The sequence below is a fragment of the Streptomyces sp. NPDC025833 genome (assembly GCF_055558055.1).
Genome location: NZ_JBVHNF010000012.1, coordinates 84,810 through 102,874, shown reverse-complemented (window position 1 = coordinate 102,874; position 18,065 = coordinate 84,810). Strand labels below are relative to the sequence as shown.

Annotated in this window: 17 protein-coding genes and 1 tRNA gene; 6 read left to right on the top strand and 12 right to left on the bottom strand. The window is 73.0% G+C overall.

Annotated elements, in window-relative coordinates:
* Position 1: 1 nt before the first annotated feature.
* Positions 2-670, bottom strand: a complete 669-nt coding sequence (locus tag ACZ4K2_RS22325) for an HAD-IA family hydrolase (RefSeq protein ID WP_467468994.1) — start codon at positions 668-670, stop codon at positions 2-4.
* A gap of 334 nt (positions 671-1,004) precedes the next feature.
* The gene (locus tag ACZ4K2_RS22320; protein ID WP_467468992.1) at positions 1,005-1,586 is read right to left on the bottom strand and encodes a TMEM165/GDT1 family protein; all 582 of its coding nucleotides are present in this window, start codon (positions 1,584-1,586) and stop codon (positions 1,005-1,007) included.
* 389 nt (positions 1,587-1,975) lie between these two features.
* Between ACZ4K2_RS22320 and ACZ4K2_RS22315 the strand changes: the two genes are divergently transcribed.
* Positions 1,976-2,620 (top strand): HNH endonuclease family protein, encoded by a 645-nt coding sequence (locus tag ACZ4K2_RS22315; RefSeq protein ID WP_467468990.1) that lies wholly within the window; start codon positions 1,976-1,978, stop codon positions 2,618-2,620.
* 76 nt (positions 2,621-2,696) lie between these two features.
* On the opposite strand, the gene ACZ4K2_RS22310 is transcribed toward ACZ4K2_RS22315, so the two are convergent.
* The 3 genes from ACZ4K2_RS22310 to ACZ4K2_RS22300 form a co-directional block, all read right to left on the bottom strand.
* The gene (locus ACZ4K2_RS22310) at positions 2,697-3,311 is read right to left on the bottom strand and encodes a DedA family protein (RefSeq protein ID WP_467469699.1); all 615 of its coding nucleotides are present in this window, start codon (positions 3,309-3,311) and stop codon (positions 2,697-2,699) included.
* 128 nt (positions 3,312-3,439) lie between these two features.
* Complete coding sequence (locus tag ACZ4K2_RS22305; RefSeq protein ID WP_467468988.1) at positions 3,440-3,895, bottom strand: DoxX family protein; 456 nt, start codon at positions 3,893-3,895, stop codon at positions 3,440-3,442.
* A gap of 260 nt (positions 3,896-4,155) precedes the next feature.
* On the bottom strand, positions 4,156-4,419 hold the full coding sequence (locus tag ACZ4K2_RS22300) for a DUF2277 family protein (protein ID WP_467468986.1): 264 nt from the start codon (positions 4,417-4,419) through the stop codon (positions 4,156-4,158).
* A gap of 92 nt (positions 4,420-4,511) precedes the next feature.
* Here ACZ4K2_RS22300 and ACZ4K2_RS22295 point away from each other — a divergent pair, with 92 nt between their 5' ends.
* A complete protein-coding gene (locus ACZ4K2_RS22295; RefSeq protein WP_467468984.1) occupies positions 4,512-5,411 on the top strand; it encodes a ketopantoate reductase family protein in 900 nt (299 codons plus the stop codon).
* An 87-nt stretch (positions 5,412-5,498) separates the two neighbouring features.
* Positions 5,499-5,834, top strand: coding sequence for a hypothetical protein (locus ACZ4K2_RS22290; protein ID WP_467468982.1), 336 nt, complete (start codon positions 5,499-5,501; stop codon positions 5,832-5,834).
* Between the two features lie 76 nt (positions 5,835-5,910).
* Here ACZ4K2_RS22290 and ACZ4K2_RS22285 read toward each other — a convergent pair.
* Positions 5,911-5,982, bottom strand: a tRNA-Val gene (locus ACZ4K2_RS22285).
* Between the two features lie 160 nt (positions 5,983-6,142).
* Here ACZ4K2_RS22285 and ACZ4K2_RS22280 point away from each other — a divergent pair.
* Together ACZ4K2_RS22280 and ACZ4K2_RS22275 are read left to right on the top strand one after the other, a co-directional pair.
* Complete coding sequence (locus ACZ4K2_RS22280) at positions 6,143-7,537, top strand: hypothetical protein (RefSeq protein WP_467468980.1); 1,395 nt, start codon at positions 6,143-6,145, stop codon at positions 7,535-7,537.
* An 81-nt stretch (positions 7,538-7,618) separates the two neighbouring features.
* On the top strand, positions 7,619-8,209 hold the full coding sequence (locus ACZ4K2_RS22275) for a DUF4383 domain-containing protein (protein WP_467468978.1): 591 nt from the start codon (positions 7,619-7,621) through the stop codon (positions 8,207-8,209).
* 35 nt (positions 8,210-8,244) lie between these two features.
* On the opposite strand, the gene ACZ4K2_RS22270 is transcribed toward ACZ4K2_RS22275, so the two are convergent.
* From ACZ4K2_RS22270 to ACZ4K2_RS22260, 3 genes are all read right to left on the bottom strand, one after another.
* Complete coding sequence (locus ACZ4K2_RS22270) at positions 8,245-9,342, bottom strand: amidase domain-containing protein (protein WP_467469697.1); 1,098 nt, start codon at positions 9,340-9,342, stop codon at positions 8,245-8,247.
* A gap of 186 nt (positions 9,343-9,528) precedes the next feature.
* Positions 9,529-10,827 (bottom strand): polysaccharide deacetylase family protein, encoded by a 1,299-nt coding sequence (locus ACZ4K2_RS22265; protein WP_467468976.1) that lies wholly within the window; start codon positions 10,825-10,827, stop codon positions 9,529-9,531.
* 43 nt (positions 10,828-10,870) lie between these two features.
* The gene (locus ACZ4K2_RS22260) at positions 10,871-12,955 is read right to left on the bottom strand and encodes a transglycosylase domain-containing protein (protein WP_467469695.1); all 2,085 of its coding nucleotides are present in this window, start codon (positions 12,953-12,955) and stop codon (positions 10,871-10,873) included.
* A gap of 293 nt (positions 12,956-13,248) precedes the next feature.
* Between ACZ4K2_RS22260 and ACZ4K2_RS22255 the strand changes: the two genes are divergently transcribed.
* Entirely contained in the window at positions 13,249-13,467 is a 219-nt protein-coding gene (locus tag ACZ4K2_RS22255; RefSeq protein ID WP_467468974.1) for an FmdB family zinc ribbon protein, read from the top strand.
* Here the strand turns inward: ACZ4K2_RS22255 and ACZ4K2_RS22250 are convergent.
* Genes ACZ4K2_RS22250 through ACZ4K2_RS22240 form a run of 3 tightly spaced genes read right to left on the bottom strand, consistent with a single transcriptional unit; the run spans position 13,464 to position 17,915 of the window.
* Positions 13,464-14,276 (bottom strand): HAD family hydrolase, encoded by an 813-nt coding sequence (locus tag ACZ4K2_RS22250; protein WP_467468972.1) that lies wholly within the window; start codon positions 14,274-14,276, stop codon positions 13,464-13,466. The genes ACZ4K2_RS22255 and ACZ4K2_RS22250 overlap by 4 nt on opposite strands.
* Positions 14,276-16,720, bottom strand: coding sequence for a phosphoribosyltransferase (locus ACZ4K2_RS22245; RefSeq protein ID WP_467468971.1), 2,445 nt, complete (start codon positions 16,718-16,720; stop codon positions 14,276-14,278). Before ACZ4K2_RS22245 ends, ACZ4K2_RS22250 begins: the two co-directional genes overlap by 1 nt.
* Before the next feature lie 28 nt (positions 16,721-16,748).
* A complete protein-coding gene (locus ACZ4K2_RS22240) occupies positions 16,749-17,915 on the bottom strand; it encodes an HpcH/HpaI aldolase/citrate lyase family protein (protein WP_467468970.1) in 1,167 nt (388 codons plus the stop codon).
* Positions 17,916-18,065: the final 150 nt, after the last annotated feature.

Here is an 18,065-nt window from a genome sequence, read left to right as displayed (position 1 = left end):
GTCAGCCGAGGTGCAGCCGTACCGTGCCGTCGGCCCGTGCCTCGACCCGTACCCGGGTGAGGTCCGGCACGGCCACGTCCGGGTCGTGCCGGACGGCGCGCGGGCCGACGCCCACGACCCGCATCCCCGCGGCGCGCCCCGCCGCGATCCCGGCTCCGGAGTCCTCGAAGACGACGCAGTCGGCGGGGTCGACGCCCAGTTCGGCCGCGCCCTTGAGGAAGCCCTCGGGGTCGGGCTTGCTCGCGCCCACAGACTCGGCGGTGACGCGGACCGCGGGCAGCGGCAGCGCGGCGGCGCGCATGCGGGCGGTGGACAGGGCGACGTCGGCGGAGGTCACGAGGGCGTGCGGGAGCCCGGCCAGGGAGGCGAGGAAGGCCGTGGCGCCGGGGATCTCGATCACGCCGTCGGTGTCGGCGGTCTCCTCGGCGAGCATCCGGGCGTTGTCGGCGAGGTTCTGCTCCATGGGCCGCTCGGGCAGCAGGACGGCCATCGAGGCGTGGCCCTGCCGGCCGTGCACGACCTTCATCACCTCGTCGCCGTCCAGCCCGTTCCGCTCGGCCCAGCGCCGCCAGATGCGCTCGACCACGGCGTCCGAGTTGACGAGGGTGCCGTCCATGTCGAGCAGGAGGGCGCGGGCGGTGAGGACGGCGGGGGTGGCGGTGGCCGGCATCGGGCAGCTCCAGGAACGAGAGGGTCCCGTGTCGGGAGGGACGGCGGGAGGGACGCTGGGTGGGTGGTGGGAGGAACGCCGGGTGGGTGGTGGGAGGAACGCCGGGTGGGTGGTGGGAGGAACGCCGGGTGGGGTGGTCGGAGGGGCGGCGGGAGGGACCGTCGTGCCGGGTGGCGGGAGGGACAAGGCGGCCCCGCCCGCCGGTCAGGGAGAACGGGCGGGAGCCACTTTGTTTCCCCACGGTACAAAACGGGGGCCGGTCCCGCCACCACCCAGCGGCGAGGATTCATCCGCCGTTCAGCGCCGGTCCTCCCGCGACCGCGCACGGCACCCCTCAGCCGCGCACGGCCTCCCACAGGCTCCACACGCCGAGCGCCAGCATCACCAGGGCCGCGATCTGCGTGATCAGCCGCAGCGGCACCCGCTTCATCAGCGCCTTCCCGCCGACGATGCCGAGTCCGGCGACGGCCCACAGACCGAGCACGGCGCCGAGGCCGACGGAGAAGGGGTCGTCGTAGCGGGCGGCGAGGTTGGCGGTCATGATCTGCGTCAGATCGCCGAACTCGGCGACGAGGATGAGCATGAAGCCGGTGCCCGCCACCTTCCAGAAGGACTGGTCGGCGGGCTTCTGGACCTCCTCCTCGCCGTCGTCCTTCTTCAGCAGCAGCATCGCGGCACCGCCGAGGAAGAGGACGCCGGTGACGGCGTGCACGATCTGCTGGGGCAGCAGGGTGAGCACGCTGCCGGCCGCCACGGCGAGCACGACGTGCAGCAGGAAGGCGGCGGCGACGCCCGCGAACACGTACGAGGCGCGGTAGCGGGTGCCGAGGACCAGGCCGGCCAGCGCGGTCTTGTCCGGCAGTTCGGCGAGGAAGACGACGCCGAAGACGAGCGCCGTCACGGTGATGCTGATCAAGATTCCCTCAATCGGTCGGGCTGCCCCGCCGAGAGTGCGGTACGTCACGCGATGACACCTCGGCGCGGCAGCACACGTTCCGCCCGCGCCTTGGGGCACGGGCGTGCACTGCTTGCCGAAGGTCTCGCCGGCGGACTCGGTCGCGAGGTCCGCCTCCGGGCGCCGGCTCAGGCTCGCTGAGCAGTATGTCGACGGTCCGGCGAGGGGCTACTCCCCTTCTGCGCCTCCCATCGTACGGGATGTGAAAGTTCGGTCGTGAAACGCCCGTACGCCTTGTCGTGACATGAACGCGTCACTATTTTCTCACCGAGCGCTCACCCCCCGGCCACGCGGCCCCGCGAGCATTCCCTCGCTCGCGCCCACCATCCCCACCCCGCAAGGGAGTTCGCATGTCCAGGTTCTACGCGCGTCGACGGGTGAGCGTACTCGCGGCCCTCACCGGTCTCATCGCCTCCGCCGCCCTGTTCAACCCGCCGACCGCCTCCGCCGCCCTGCCCACGCCGGTCAGCGGCGCCACCGCCCGCGGCTACCTCGCCCAGCTCACCGTGGCCACCGAGAACCGCACCGGCTACCAGCGCGACCTCTTCCCGACCTGGATCACCATCTCCGGCACCTGCAACACCCGCGAGTGGATCCTCAAGCGGGACGGTTCGAACGTCGTCACCGACTCCGCCTGCGCCGCCACCAGCGGCACCTGGTACTCCCCCTACGACGGCGCCACCTGGAGCGCCGCCTCCGACGTCGACATCGACCACCTCGTGCCGCTCGCCGAGGCCTGGGACTCCGGGGCGGGCAAGTGGACCACCGCCCAGCGCCAGGCCTTCGCCAACGACGTCACCCGCCCCCAGCTCCTCGCGGTGACCGACAACGTCAACCAGGCCAAGGGCGACCAGGACCCCGCCACCTGGATGCCGTCCCGCACCGCGTACCGCTGCACCTACGCCCGCGCCTGGGTCCAGGTGAAGTACTACTACGGCCTCTCGGTCGACTCCGCCGAGAAGAGCGCGCTGACGAACTACCTGGCCGCCTGCTGAGGCCCGCGCCCCGCAGACGGCACCGAAGGGCCCGCGGCCGGCGTACGGCCGCGGGCCCCCGCCGCGTCCCGGTCCGTCAGGAGGCCGGTCTGCGGCGCATCAGGAAACCCGCCGCCGCGCCCGCCCCGAACAGCGCGGCCACCGAGACCCCGGTGGCCAGCCAGGTGGCGCCGAGCCACTGGGCGCCGTAGTAGCCGAGGGCCACGCTGTACGCGGCCCAGGACAGACCGGCCAGGGCCGACCACGGCACGAAGTCGCGGGCGCGGTGGTGGGCGGCGCCCGCGCAGAACGAGACGACCGAACGGCCGGCGGGGGCGAAGCGGGCGAGGACGACCAGTGCGCCGCCGCCCCGGGCGAGCGCGTCGCCGAGGCGCTCCTGCGCGGAGCTCAGCCGCCGGGAGCGGGCTATCGCCCGGTCCAGCCGCTCCCCGCCGCGCCAGGCCAGCCGGTAGGCCACCAGGTCACCGAGGAGCGAGGCGGTCGCCGCGGACAGGATCAGGGCCAGGATGTCCGGCACCTCGTGCGGGACCCGGCCCGTCGCCGCGCCGGAGCCTGCGGCGGCCGCCGTGGCCGCGGTGATGACCAGCACACCGCTGGGCAGGACCGGCAGGAACACGTCGAGCAGCACCGACACGGCGACCACTGCGTAGATCCAGGGTCCGCCGGCCAGCGCACCCACGGTTTCGAACACCACGACTCCCGTCACTCCCCCGTTGACAGCCATACAGCGTACGCCGGGGGTGCGACAGGAGGTTCGCGGGGGTGCGCCCGGCGATCACCCGGCGTCCGCGGGGTGACCGCCGGCGCGGGCCGGTGCGGTCAGGCCGCCATGAGGGGCTGCTCCGCCGCGGGCTCGCCGCCGGCCTTCGTCCGCCGGCCGATCAGCCCGTCCAGGGCGAAGGCGCCGGAGCCGGTGAAGACCAGCAGCAGGAACCCCCAGCAGAACAGCACCGGCAGTTCCCCGCCGTTCTCGATGGGCCACAGGGCGGCCCGCTGGTGGACGTCGAAGTAGGCGTACGCCATCGAGCCGGAGCAGATCAGCGCCGCCCCGCGGGTGCCGAGGCCGACCAGGACCAGGGCTCCGGCCACCACCTGGATCACGGCGGCGTACCAGCCGGGCCAGGTGCCGGCCGGAATGGTGCCGCCGTGGGTGCCCTCCGCGCCGCCGAGGACGCCGAACAGGGAGGCGATGCCGTGCGCGAAGAACAGCAGGGCGAGGACGGCCCGGAAGCCACCGAGGGCGTACGGCCGGGCGGCGTCGAGGTGAGCGGACATGAAGGGAGGACTCCTCTTCGGTCTTTGACGGACCGGCCGGGGACAGGGCCGGTCGCGGGGACGGCGGTACCGAACGGAGGCCCAGGTTAGGCGTCCCTAATGAGTACTTGCAAGTTCAACATTCAGCCGAGTGGGGAGATCCGGACGCACGACGTCCCGGGCACGCGGTGGCGCGCACCCGGGACGCAACTGTCCCTGCTGGTCGTCGAGTTGGGGTCACGGAGGTCCGGCGGTGACGGCCGTGCCCCCCGGCGGGGCGGTCAGTCCGACGGCACCTTTCGGCCGTCCGCGGCCACCGCGCCGCCCCGCGCGCGACGGCCCCGCACCTCCAGGGCGCCGAGCAGTTCCGCCGTGGCGCGGGCCACGGCGTCCACGGCGGCGTCGAACGCCTCGCGGTTGTGGGCGGCGGGGGCCCGGAAGCCCGAGACCTTCCGTACGTACTGCAGCGCGGCCGCGCGGATGTCGTCGTCCGTGGCCTCTTCGGGCAGCGCGGGTGGTCGCAGCGTCTTGATACTCCGGCACATGCCCCCAGTCTGGCGCGCGCCTGCGGCGCCTGCGAAGATCACCGCGAAGGCGGCCACCGACCTCCGGGGCCGACCGTCGAAGGGACAATTCCATGACGCACCGCTCCACCGTGGCCGTCCTCGGCCCCGGCGGCACCGGCGGCCTGCTCGCCGCGCTGCTCTCCCGCTCGGGCCACCGCGTGATCTGCCTGGCCCGGGAGTCCACCGCCGACGCCCTGCGCCGCACCGGCATCACGGTCCGCAGCGCGCAGTTCGGCGAGTTCACCGCCGCCGTCGAGGCGGACACCGAGCTGCGCGAGCCGGTCGACGCCTGCCTGGTCACCGTCAAGCACACCGCGCTCGGCGCCGCCCTCACCCGGATCCCGCCGGCCGTCCTCGGCGACGCCCTGGTCGTGCCGCTCCTCAACGGCGTCGAGCACCCGGCCGCCCTCCGCGCCGGCCACCGCCCCGACCGGGTCGCCCCGGCCGTGATCCGCGTGGAGTCGACCAGGACCGCCCCGGGCGTGATCGAACACGGCAGCCCCTTCACCGAGATCGACCTGGCCGGGGACGCCGTGCCCCGGGCCCGCCTCGACGCGCTGGCCGGCCTGCTCACCGCCTGCGGGGTGAGCACACGCGTGGCCGGGGACGAGACGGCGGCCCTGTGGGCCAAGATGGCGTTCCTCGCGCCGTTCGCCCTGCTCACCACCCGGTACGGCATCCCGCTCGGCGAGGCCCGCACACGGCACCGGGCGGAGCTGGAGGCGCTGGTCGCCGAGACCGCGCAGGTCGGCCGCGCCTGCGGCGCCCCGGTCGATCCGGCCCGGGCCCTCGCCCGGTACGACGCCTTCCCGCCGGCCGCCCGGTCCTCCATGCAGCGCGACGCCGAGGCGGGCCGCCCGCTCGAACTGGACGCGATCGGCGGTGCGCTGCTCCGCGCGGCGGCGCGGCACGGCATACCGGTACCGGTGACGGAACGACTGGTGCGCGAGCTGCGGGAGGCCGGGCACTGACCCCGCGGCCGTCCGTGCGGCCGGAACACCACGTCGGCCGCACGGACGAACTCGCCACCCAAAATCGAACAGGCGTACCATTGCCGGGTGGCTACGACCTCTGACTTCCCCAGTGACCTCCTCGCCGGCCAGGAGGAGCTGCATCAGGTCCGGGCCGAACTGTCGGCCCTGCTCAAGCGCTTGCCCTGGTCGGTCGAGCCGATGGACGGCTTCAGTGACGACACCGGCTGGCGGAAGGTGGAGCGGCCCGCCTCCCCCGGCTGGACGGAGGACGAGCAGGCCGAGGTGGAGAAGCTGCGGCGGCGCGAGCACGAGCTGGCGGTGTTCGTCACCACGCACCGCCACTGGGCCGAGGTCACGGCGGGTGAGCAGGTGGCGGCCCGGTCCCGGCTGAAGCACGCCCACGGGACGGCGGCCGGGTAACAGGAGAAGCGGGGGAACGGGAGAACAGGGGAGGGAAAACGCGCCGGCCCCCGGAGGACTCCGGGGGCCGGACCTGTGGGCGCGGACGGTTTCGAACCGCCGACATCCTGCTTGTAAGGCAGGCGCTCTACCCCTGAGCTACGCACCCGGGACAGGCCGACAGCCTACATGGCCCGGCGGGCCGCACCGCAAACCCTCCGCGCCGGAACTCCGGCACCGCGTACGGCGAACTGACCGGCCCGTGTGTTCGTCTACACCGGGTGGGAGAATGACACCACCCAGGGCGCACCACAGCACGGGAGAAGGATGTGACGGCCACACCGGGCACGCCAGCGACACCGCCGTATCCGAGGTCGTCCGCCGCCGGGGCCCGGGCCGGCCGCTCCGCGGTGCGTGACGTGGTCGCCCTGCTGGCCCTGCCGCTGTTGGCCGCGCCGGTGCTGGCCGGGTCGTTCGCGGGGGGCGGCACCCGGCGCTGGTTCGGCGGCCGGGCGGAGAACCAGCGGGCCGAGGCCCAGGCGGCGAAGGACGCGGCCGCGAGCGCCTTCTACGAACTCGACACCGCCCAGCGGGACCTGCGGATCTCGGTGGAGACGATCTCGGCGGTGGACGACTCCCCCGCCGCGCGGCGGGCCGTCGCCGGCTTCGAGGCGCTAGGGCAGCGGATCGACGAGGTGAGCCGGCAGTACATCGAGGCCGTCGACGCCCACGACCTGGACCGGGACGGGCTGGAGGCCGGCGCCGCCTCCCGGGCCCGCGCCGAGCTGACCGCGGCCAAGGACGAGCTGCTGCGGGCCCGGGAGGAGCTGGACCGGTTCGCCGGGTCGCTCGGGCCGCTGCTGGACAAGGCGGAGACCCGGCTCGCCCGGCTGGCGCCCGCCGTGGAGCGGGCCCGGCAGTCGCTGGTGGCCGCCGGCAACGCCCTGGACGCCGTACGGGAGCGGAACCTGCGGGCCGACGGGCTGGCCGCGCGGCTGGCGGCCCTGGCCCCGGAGCTGACCAAGCTGAACCAGGGTGCCGGGCAGCACGGGGCGCAGGCGACGCTGGAGCGGGCCGAGCGGGTGCAGCGGGAGGCCGGGGCGATCCGGGCGGAGGCCGAGCGGCTGCCGGAGCGGGCCGCCGAGATCGATCACCGGCTGGTGTCCCTGCGGACCCGGGCCCAGGCGCTGACCACCCGGGCCGGGCAGGTGGAGCCGGTGCTGAGCGAGCTGCGGCGCCGGTTCACCGCGGCCTGCTGGCAGGACCTCCAGCAGGTGCCCGGGCAGGCCGCGGAGAACGTGCGGCAGGCCGAGCTGAAACTGGGCCAGGCGCGGGAGGCGCGCGACGCCCAGCGGTGGCCGGACGCCACCGCGCTGCTGTCGACCGCACGGGCGCTGCTGGACGCCACCGACGACGCCGTGTCGGCCGCCGGTTCCAGGCTGACCAGCCTGAACGCGGTGCAGAAGGACCCGCAGGCGGAGATCGAGCGCACCCGGTTCGCGATCCGGGACGCGCAGCGGCTGGCCATGGCCGGCCGGACGACCCCCGATCCGCGGCACGCCCGGCCGCTGGACGACGCGGTGGCCCGGCTGGAGCGGGCGGTCGCCGCGCTGGAGGGGCGCCACCCCGACTACTGGCACTTCCTGACCGAGACGGACGGGGTGCGGCGGACGGTGGCGCGGGTGGTGGCGCAGATCCGCGACGAGCGGGGCGCCGGGCACTGATCCCGTGCGTGTTGCCGGTGGGCCCGGACAGGCGGATATTGAAGGGACGGACGGCCTCCACCAACGCCCGAGGGAGGCGACATGGCCGCACACGCGGTGCACACGCGACCACGCCGGCGGATGCAGCTCGACGAGCACCTGCCCGTCGACCACCGGCTGAACACGGTCTACCGGATCGGAGCGGGCCTGATCGGCGCCTTCCTGATCGCCTTCGGCATCCTCGGCCTGATCAACCGCATCGGCTTCTTCGACACCGGCGGCAACATGGTCGTCGGGCTGAACAGCAACGGGACGCTGAGCATCCTGTCGATCTGCATCGGCGCACTGCTGATGGTCGGGATGGTGATCGGCGGGAACGTCGCCTCGACCATGAACATGGTCCTCGGCGTGCTGTTCCTGCTGAACGGCTTCCTGTTCCTCGGCCTGCTGGACACCACGGGCAACTTCCTGGCCTTCCGGATCCAGAACGTGTTCTTCAGCTTCATCGTGGGCCTGCTGCTGATGACCTTCGGCATGTACGGCCGGGTCGGTTCGGTCCTGCCGCACGACAACCCGTACTGGAAGGCCCGCCACCCGGGGCACGGCGAGCCCGAGGGGCATGAGCACGAGACCGGCACACCGCCGGTGCGGATGCCCATGCCCGAGACGGACGAGACACACGGGCCGGACTGAGCCGACCCGCCCCCCGTCACCGCCTTCCGGGCCGGTCAGGTCCGGTAGGCGTAGAACGCCGCCTTCGGGTACGAGGCGACGAGGCTGGCCACCGACCGGTTGTAGGTGTTGGTCGAGTGGTACGTCACGTACGGCCTACCGCGGCTGTCACGGTTGGTGACGATCATCGAGTGGTCCTTGGACCCGTCCCGGTTGAAGTCCACCTGGAGCACGTCGCCGATGTCCATCTGGTAGACGTTGGCGAGGCTCGTGGCGCGCTTCGAGGACAGGGCGAACCAGGAGAACTCGTTGACCCCGACGAAGGAGTCCGACTGGATCTCCGAGTTGCCGAACCACTTGTGGAAGTCGTTCGTGTAGCCCGGGACGTGCTTCCAGCCGCCGGCCTTCAGGGCCTGGCTGACGAAGTTGGTGCAGTCGCCGCCGGCGCCCGCGCCGCTGAAGTCGGGGTAGGCCGGGTTGTACTTCTTCCAGTACTTGGTCGCGTAGGTGACCATGGCCTTGTAGTCGGACCCGGTCCCCGTCAGCTTCTTGCGGTTGGCGGGGGCGGGCCAGGTGGTGGCCGCGCGGGCCGCGCTCGGCGGACCGTCGACGGCGGCGGCCGGCGCCTTGCCGACGTCGGGCGTGGCGACCTGGTTCACCGCGAGGTAGCCCTGGTCGGTGTCCTTGATGCCGGTGAGCTGCCAGGTCCCGCGGTCGGCCGTGAAGGTCAGCTCGTGGTGGGCGGTGAAGCCGGTCGACTTCGGGCCCCCGGCGGGCGCGGTGCCGTAGGTCAGCGACGTGGTCTCGGTGACGGCGACCTTGGCGTGCCGGCCCTTCACCTGGGTCGCGTCGAGCGTGACCTGGGTGCTGCCGGCGCGGTACGTCTCGCCCAGCCGGGCGAGCCGGCCGCGGCGGCCGCGCAGCTCGTCCAGCGCCGACTTCTGCGCCTGGGTCTGCCCGCCGGACAGGCGCACGGCACCGGAGAAGCCGGAGGTGTGCCGGGTGTCGGCCGTGCCGGCGCCCTTCACGAGGGCCTGGGTGCGGTCGGTGAAGACCGCGTCGGCCAGCCGCTGGAAGGTCGCCTTGGTCTTCGCGTCCACGGTCGGGTCGTCTGTCACCGCCGCACCAGCGGACCAGTTCGGCACCAGGGCCACACCGGCGACCACCGAGGCCGCCGCCGCGGTGACTATGGCGGTACGGCTCCGCTTACGGCTCAGTCTTCTGGATTTCAATGATGTTCCCCTCTACGCCGGTACACATACCGGGAGGAGGCATCTTCGCACGGCCGCGACGGCGGTTGTGAAGGGGGTTGCACAAGTGGAACCCCCTGTGCTGACTTGTTACTTGACGACCGCGGACCAGTCCGGCGACTGGGCCGGATCGAGGCTGCGCAGGGCCGCCAGGGTCTGCGGTGTCTGGACGTCGAGCCAGTCGGCCAGCTCCTTGAACGACACGCACTTGACGCCCTGCCTGGTGCACACGTTCTTGACGACCTGGTCGATGGATTTCATGTAGATGCCGCCGTTCCAGTCCTCGAAGTGGTTGCCGATGAACAGCGGAGCGCGGCTGCCGTAGTACACGCGGTTGAAGCCGGCCATGTAGGAGTCGACGGTCTGCCGCTCCCACTCGGCGAACTTCTCGGGGTCGCCCTGGGTCTCGCCCTCGGACTGGTTGTACAGGAAGTTGAAGTCCATGGACAGACCCTGGAACTTGCCGCTCTCGTACGGCAGCATCTGGAGCGGGAAGTCCCAGATGCCCTTCTTCTTCGTCGGCCATATCTGGAAGTCGCCGGGCGAACTGGCGTCGTAGCGCCAGCCGTAGTCCTTGATGGCCTTGAGCAGGTTGGGCTGGCCCTCCAGGCAGGGCGCCCGGCCGCCGGTGACCTCCTTCTTGAAGTCGAAGGGCAGCGGCGGGACGTCCGTGAAGCCGGTGTTGGTCTTCCAGCGCTCCACGAAGGAGAAGAACTGGTCGATCTCGCTCTTCCACTGGGCCACGCTCCAGTCGCCGCCGCCCTTGGCGCCGCAGAAGTGGCCGTTGAAGTGGGTGCCGATCTCGTTGCCGTCCTGGTACGCCTTGCCCAACTGCTCGACCGTGGTGCGGATGTGGTCGTCGGTGGCGTAGTCGATGGCCGCGTCGCCCGCGCCGTGCATGGGGCCGTGGTACTGCGCCTTCTTGCTCTTCGGCAGCAGGTAGATGCCGGTGAGGAAGAAGGTCATGTGGGCCTTGTACTGCTTGGCCAGTTCCCGGTAGTGCGAGAACAGGCGGTCGGCGCCCTCCAGCGCGCCGTCCCAGGAGAACACCACGAACTGCGGCGGCTTCTCACCGGGCTTGAGCGGCTTCGGCACCAACTGGTGCTGCTGCGGCCCGGTGTCGGAGGTGGATCCGTCGCCGAGGATCCGGGTCTTGCCGTCCCACTCCGGGCTCGGGTCGGCCTTCGGCGCGGACGCGGGCTTCCGGTCCGCGGCGCCGGCCGGCGCGCTGCCGCTGCCGTCGGTGCCGGACAGCGCCAGGAACCCGGCCACGAGCGAGGCCGCGACGAGGAGCGCGGCCAGCGTCAGGACCTGTGGTCGGGTGACCCGGGGCAGGCTGCGGCTGCGGGGGGCTCGACGGCGGCCTGTCGACGACATCTTGCTGGGCATGCGCGGCTCATTCTGCGGGAGGGAGGAGGGGACGGGGCACGGCTCAGCCGATTCCCGTCGCGGCCGACCAGAGGGCGTAGGGGACGCTGTCGGCGGACGTACCGGCCAGGCCCTTGAGCGGCAGTGGCTCCAGGGACTTGGTCAGGTCGATCCGGTAGACGACGATCGCGGTGGACACGGATTCGGCGGTGCCGACGTACCAGGCGGCGGTGTCCTTCTCGGTGGTGCCGGCCTTCCCCAGCACCCCGGCCCGGCCGGCCGCCTCCGGGTGGGCGGTGCGGAAGGAGTCGGTGAGCGCCTCGGTGACCGCCCGGGCCACCGTGGCGCCGACCGCGCGCCGGGGTCGCGGGAGGTCGAGGGCGACCGGGGAGCCGTTGCGGGTGATCCGCTGCACCGCGTACGGCTCGGTGTGCAGGCCGCCGGCGGCGAAGGTGGCGTAGCCGCCGGCCATCCGGATCGCGCTGGGCGTGGAGTTGCCGAGGGACAGCGCGGGCACCTGCGGGCCGATGCTGGAGGGCAGCAGCCCGGACGCCTCCGCGGTCGCGCGCACCTTGTCAAGACCGGTGTCCATGCCGAGCTGCATGAACGGCGTGTTGACCGACTTGGCGAGCGCGTCGTGCAGGGTGATCCGGCCGTAGGACTTCCCGCCGTCGTTGTGCGCGGCGACCTTCCTGCCGCTGCGGTCCCAGTACGGCCCCTCGGGCGTGGTGACGGGCACGGCGTCGTCGCCGTCGTAGACGCTGTCCGGGGTGACCGGGGTGGCGGGTCCGCCCCGCGTCTTGTGCACGCCGTGTTCGAGTCCGGCGGCGTAGACGAACGGCAGGAACGCGGTGCCGGCGGGGACGGTGGTCGCGTTGGACTCGTTGTAGCCCTGCCGGCGGTGGTCGGGGCCGCCGTAGACGGCGAGGACCCGGCCGTCCGCGGCCACCGAGGCGCCGCCGTAGTGCCCGCTCCTCGCCTGAGCCGGGTGGTCCGTCCGGGCCTTTCGGCGGGCCGCGGTGACGGCGTCGGTGAGCGCGCCCTCCCGCTTGCGGTCGAAGGTCGTGTAGATCTGGTAGCCGCCGAGGTCGAACTGCTTGTCCGTCAGGTGGCCGGACTTCCTGGCGTACTGCGCCGCCAGCTCCACCAGGTAGTCGCTCTGCGCACCGGTGTTGTACAGCGGGTTGCTCTTGAGCGGCTCGGGGAAATGGGTGTAGGTCGCCCGCCGCTGCGGGGACAGCTTGCCGATCTTGACCATGCGGTCGAGGATCCAGGACCAGCGCTCCACCGCCCGGGCGTGGTTCGACTTGCCGAGGGTGGGGTCGTAGAGGCCGGCGCCCTTGAGCAGCGAGGCGAGCACGGCCGCCTCGGAGACGTCCAGCTCGCTGACGTCCTTGCCGTAGTAGGCCTGTGCGGCGCGCTGGATGCCGTAGCTGCCGCGGCCGAACCAGGAGGTGTTGAGATAGCCCTCCAGGATGTCGTCCTTGCTCATCTTGCTGTCGAGCTTGAGGGCGATCATGGCCTCGGTGAATTTTCGGCTTACCGTCTGGTTCTGTGTGAGATAAACGTTCTTCACGTACTGCTGGGTAATGGTGGAGCCGCCCTCGGTGTCCCCCTGCCCCAGCGTGCGGAACACCGCGCGGGTGAGGCCCTTGGCGGATATGCCCGGGTCCGAGTAGAAGCTCTGGTTCTCCGCGGCGAGCACCGCCCAGCGCACGTCCTCGGGTATGTCCTTCAGCGGCATCGCCTGCCGCTGCACCCAGCCCGTGCGGGCCATGGGCGTGCCGTCGGACCAGAAGTAGACGTTGTCCTGCTGGGTCGCGTACGTGTTCAGGTTGCTCGGTATGTCCGTCATCGCGTACGCGGTGACGAGGAACGCCCCCAGCAGGCCGAACGAGGTCAGCACGGCGCCGGCCCACTGGCGCCAGGAGGGCATCCAGCGGCGCCAGCCGGTGCGGCCGGGGCGCGGGTAGACGGGCTTCAGGCGGCGCGCGAACGGGAGCAGCGGGCCCAGCAGCCGGCCGGCCGCGGCCGCCACCGCGGCGGGCCGGGCGTTCCCCCGCCCGGCGGAGCGCGCGTCGCGGCGGCGCTCGGCCCGGCCGCCGCCCGGACCGGCCGGCGGCGGTGGCGGGGGCACGCGCAACTGCATGGTCTCGTCCGCCCTGAGAGCGTCGACTCTCAGGTGCAGGGTCTCGTCGGCGTCCACTGACTCCTGGCCACGGCCACCCCCCACGGGGCCGTCCTCCCCCTGCGACGCATCGGTCACGCCTGCGTCTCCCTCCGCACTCGTCCTGCTCGCGCGGGTGAGCTGAGCATCCTCGCCACGGCGTTCACAAATTATCAGCAACGTTTTCGAATGCTCTGCCCGTATGCCGGATGGAAAGCAACACTCAGGAAAAATTGAGGGACCGCGGATCGGGCGCCGGCGGTTAATCTGGGCGCATGCCTCGCTACGAGTACCGCTGCCGGACCTGCGGCGACACGTTCGAACTGAACCGCCCGATGGCCCGGTCCGCCGACCCCGCCGACTGCCCCGCGGGCCACGACGACACGGTCAAGCTGCTGTCGACGGTGGCCGTCGGCGGTGTCTCCGCCGCCCCCGCGCCCGCCCCGGGGGGCGGTGGGGGCGGCGGCTGCTGCGGCGGGGGCTGCTGCGGCTAGCCGGCTCCCCGGGCCGCGCGCAGGAACTCCCCGAGGATCCGCTCCCCCGCCAGCACCCCCCGATCCGGCAGCGCGCCGATCCCCGGCGCGCTCCAGCCGGTGTCGGCCAGTTCGCCGTGGCCGGGGCGCCAGCCGCGGTCGGCGGCCAGCAGCAGGTCGGCGTCGAGCAGCGAGTCCCCGGCGGCCAGGGTCAGTTCCGCGCCGGTGCGGCGGGCCACCTCGCGGACGGCCGCGCCCTTGGTGAGCGGCTTGGGGACGGCGTAGATCTTGCGGCCCTGGAGGGAGACCGTCCAGCCCCGCCCCTCCGCCCACGCCGCCAGCTCCTTCACCCAGTCGTCGGGCAAAAGTTCGCGCTCCACCACGAGGTAGGCGAACAGGTCCTCGGCGACCCGTTGCCTGCGCACCCACACCGGGTCCGCCGAGCGCAGCAGGTGCTCGCGGACCTCCGCCAGCGGTGCGCACTCGTCGGCGAGCCGGGCCTGCACGCCCGCGTGCCAGCCGGCGTCCGTGACCCCGTCCACCAGCAGATGGCCGCCGTTGGCGCAGATCGCGTACTTCGGGGGCGGGCCGGGCAGGTTGATCCGCTGGTACTGCTTGCGCGTACGGGTCGTGGCCGGCACGAAGACGGCCGCGTCCCCCAGCTCGGTCAGCAGCCGGGCCGCGGTCTCCGTCAGGTAGGAGAGCGGCCGGGCCTCGTGCACCTCCACGCACAGCAGCCGGGGCGCCCGCGCGTCCGGCATGGTCAGCGCCAGGGCCGCCGCGGAGTAGATGAGCGTACGGTCGAGGTCGCTCGCCACCAGAACCGGCATCAGCGGTTCACCGCCTTGCCGTCGGCGCCGGTGGCGCCCCGCGTGTACCGGGGGTGGATCAGCCCGACGCAGGTGTACGGCAGGTCGTCCACCTCCTCGACCGGCACCCCGCGCTGTGCGGCGAGCAGCCGGACGTGCTCCAGGTCGGCACTGGCCCCCGCCCGGGCGAGGATCTTCCACGGCACCCGGCGCAGCAGCACCCGGGTGGTCTCGCCGACCCCGGGCTTGACCAGGTTCACGTCGTGGATGCCGTACTCCTCGCTGATCCGCTCGACCGCTCGCCAGCCCGCCCAGGTCGGGGTGCGGTCGGTGGCCGGCAGTTCCTTGACCGCCTCCCCGACGGCGTCGGCGACCTCGGGGAAGCGGGCGGAGACGGCGTCCAGGAAGACCGTGGAGAGGTCGGCGCCCGCGAGTTCCCGGTAGAACTTCGCGCCGTGGAAGTCGTCCGGGCCGACCAGGTCGGCGCGCAGGACCGTCCGCGAGACGAGGCCGGAGACGGTCGAGTTGAGGCAGGCGGAGGGGATGAGGAAGTCCTCGCGGGTGCCGAAGGTGCGCACGCAGGAGCCGGGGTCGGCGAGCACGGCGATCTCCGGGTCGAATCCGGTCACGCCCTCCTCCGCCTCGAACTTGGCGACCGCGTCGGCGAGTTCGCGGCTGATGGCGCCCTTGCCGGTCCAGCCGTCGACGAAGACGACGTCCCGGGGGTCGTGGTGGGCGGCCAGCCAGCGCAGCGCCGTGGCGTCGATGCCCCGCCCGCGCACGATCGACACCGCGTAGTGCGGCAGGTCGAGGCCGTGCCGGAACCGGGCCCAGCGGCGCATCAGGATGCCGACCGGGGTGCCCGCGCGGGCCAGGGAGACCAGCACCGGGCGCGGCGACCGCTCGGTGAGGACGGTCTCGGTGACGACGCCGACGGCGTGGGCGAGCCGGTCGGCCGAGGCGTCGAGGGCCTCGTGGAACAGCTCCTGGTACGCCTCGCTGGGCTGGTACTCCACCGGCAGCGACTCGGCGTAGTGCGCGCCGCCCTGCTGGACGGCCTCCTCCCGCTCCTCGGTCGGCGCCTCCAGGGTGACGTGGGAGAGGTCCTGGAGCAGCCAGCCGACCTCCTCCGGCGGGTACGAGGAGAACGCGGGGCCGCGGAGGGGCTCGGGCATGGCCTGCCTTTCGGGAGCGGGCGCCGGCTCGGGGACGTGGGACGGGACGACCGCGAGCAGGACGTGCGGTGCGTGCGCGGCGAGGCGGGCCAGCAGGCCGTCGGGCGCGTGCAGGGCGGGGGTGTCGGCCGCGGAGTCGACCACGGCGACGACGGCGTCGAAGCCGGCTCCGGCGACGTTGTAGGCGTAGCGCTCGCCGGGGCCGTCGGCCGGGTCGTCGTGGGCGGGGAAGACCAGGCGGGTGCGGATCGCGTAGCCGGGGTCGTCGACCGCGAGGACGGGTGAGCGGGTGGTGGTGGAGAACCGCACCTCGGCGTCCGTGCCGCGCTCCAGTTGCCCGGCGATCCGCAGCGGGGCGTACATCAGCTCCTCGGAGCCGAGGACGAGCACCCGTCCGGCGCCGGCGGGCAGGGCCGCGGCCACGCGGCCGGCCATGGCGGGCAGCGCGGCCTCCAGGCGGGCCCGGTGGACGGGTGTGAAGCCGTGCCGGCCGCCGTCGGGCAGACCGCGGGGCCACTGCAGGTCGACGCGGGTCGCGGGGACGCGGACGGCCGTGCCGGGGGCGTCCGCGCACTCGTGCCGCGCGACCAGCTCCCGGCCCTTCTCCAGGACCCGCTCCGGCAGGTGCACGGTCCCGCGGGCGGCGGCGATCACGTCGACCCGCGCGCCGAGGCCCTCGGCGAACCGCCGCAGGCGTTCGGCGTCCCCCGGCGCGCGCATGTCGACCAGCGCCACCACCACGTACCGCCGCCGCGGATGGCGCCGGTGCAGGTCGCGGATGGTGTTCAGGACGGTGTTGCCGGTGGAGAACTCGTCGTCGACCAGGACCAGCGGCCCGGCGCCCGCGAGCAGCGCCGGGTCCGCGGGCAGCAGCAGGTGCGACGTGGCGTGCGAGTGCGACTCCTCGAAGCCGCCCGCGGGGGCGAGCCCGGCCACCGGCCGGCGCGTGGAGTGCAGGTACGGCGCCACGCCCACCCCGTCGGCCACCGCGTGCCCGAGTCCGGTCGCGGTCTCCGCGTACCCGAGGACGACCGCACCGGCCGCCTCCGCCTCGCCGAGCAGGTCGCGGACCCGGCGGCCGAGGCGCAGTCCGTGGCCGTAGACCACGGCGGGCGACTGCGGGACGTGCTTGCCCAGGACGTTCGAGACCAGCAGGTGGGCCCGCTTGGGGTTGCGCCGCAGCGCGAGCCCGAGCAGGTCCGTGAGCCCGTCGTCGCCCGCGAGCCGGACCCCGAGCCGCTCGGCGACCCAGCTGCCGGACCAGACCCCGTCGTTCACTGCGTTCTTCATGCGTTCCTTGGAAGAGAGGGCGGAAGGTTCAGCCGGATATTCCGGCGGCGAGCAGCTCCACGAAGCCGACGTCCTGGTCGGCGACGCCGAACACCTCGGCGCGCAGCATGGTCCGCTCCGCCCAGGCGCGGTGCGGCTTCACCTCGTTCATCTTGTTCGTGTAGGCCGACCTGAGTACACCCCCGCCGCCGCGTTCCGGCCGCAGGATGTCCTGGGCGTCGCTGAACTCCTCGTGGCTGACCACGGAGAGGGCGTGCACGGGCAGGACGTGGGAGGGGTGGATGCAGGTCTTGCCGAGCAGGCCGTTGGCCCGGTCCAGGGAGATCTCCCGGAGCAGCCCGTCCAGGGAGTGCTCGATGAGCTTCTGGCGCAGTTCGACGGCCCGCACCTCCAGGAAGGGGCTCTGCCGCAACTGCGGCTTGAACATGCGCTCCGAGGCACGGAAGTACTCCCAGACGGGGCCGGTGACGGTGAAGCCGGTGCCGTCGGCGCGGGCGAGCATGTTGACGACGTCGGCGATGACGGAGGCGACGACCTGGACGTCGTAGGCGGTCATGTCGGGGGCGCGGCGCAGGCCGTAGGAGGAGCAGAAGTCGGTGACGCCGAGGCGGAGGGCCAGCACCCGGTCGCGGTACTTGTCGACCGCGCGGAAGATGCCCTCCAGGGCGTCCACGCGCGACTCGCGGTAGAGCAGCTCGGGGGACTCCAGGACCGGCATGGCGAAGAGCCGCCGCCCGCTGCCGTTCTCGGCGTTGGTCAGGGCCTCCAGGAAGGGGATGCCGCGCTCCTCGGTGAACTTGGGCAGCACGAACCCGGAGAGCAGCCGCACGGCCGGGCCGAGGCGGCGGACCAGGTCCGGGATCTGCTCCGGGGCGCGCACCCGGATGAACAGCAGCGGGGGCTCCACGCCGGGCCGGGCGTCGAGGTCGGCGAACTGCCGGACGAGGTTCTCCTCGCCCGCCGCGACGTCCGCGTCGTCGATGGAGTCCTCCAGGCACAGCACCATCGAGACCACGCCGCTGCGGACCTGCTTGACGATGTCGTCGGCGAGCCGGGGCCGGGTGGCCGGGCTGTAGAGCGTGGCGCCGAGGGCCGCGGAGAGCAGCCGGGCCGGGGAGTCGGCCGTGAAGGCGCACGGCTCCTGGTGGAAGAGGCGCTGCCGTACCCCGGGGGCGAGGTGCCCGAAGTGACGCATGGAACTCCCTTGCGGTGCAGGCCGAGTCTGTGGGTTCGGTAAAGGGTGGCCGGTAATAGTACGTAGGGATGCATGTCGTGAGTTCCCTGCGGGCGTGAATATCCGGTGACCCGCCCGTGTCGGCGCCGCCGCCCCGCATTGTCGTGACCA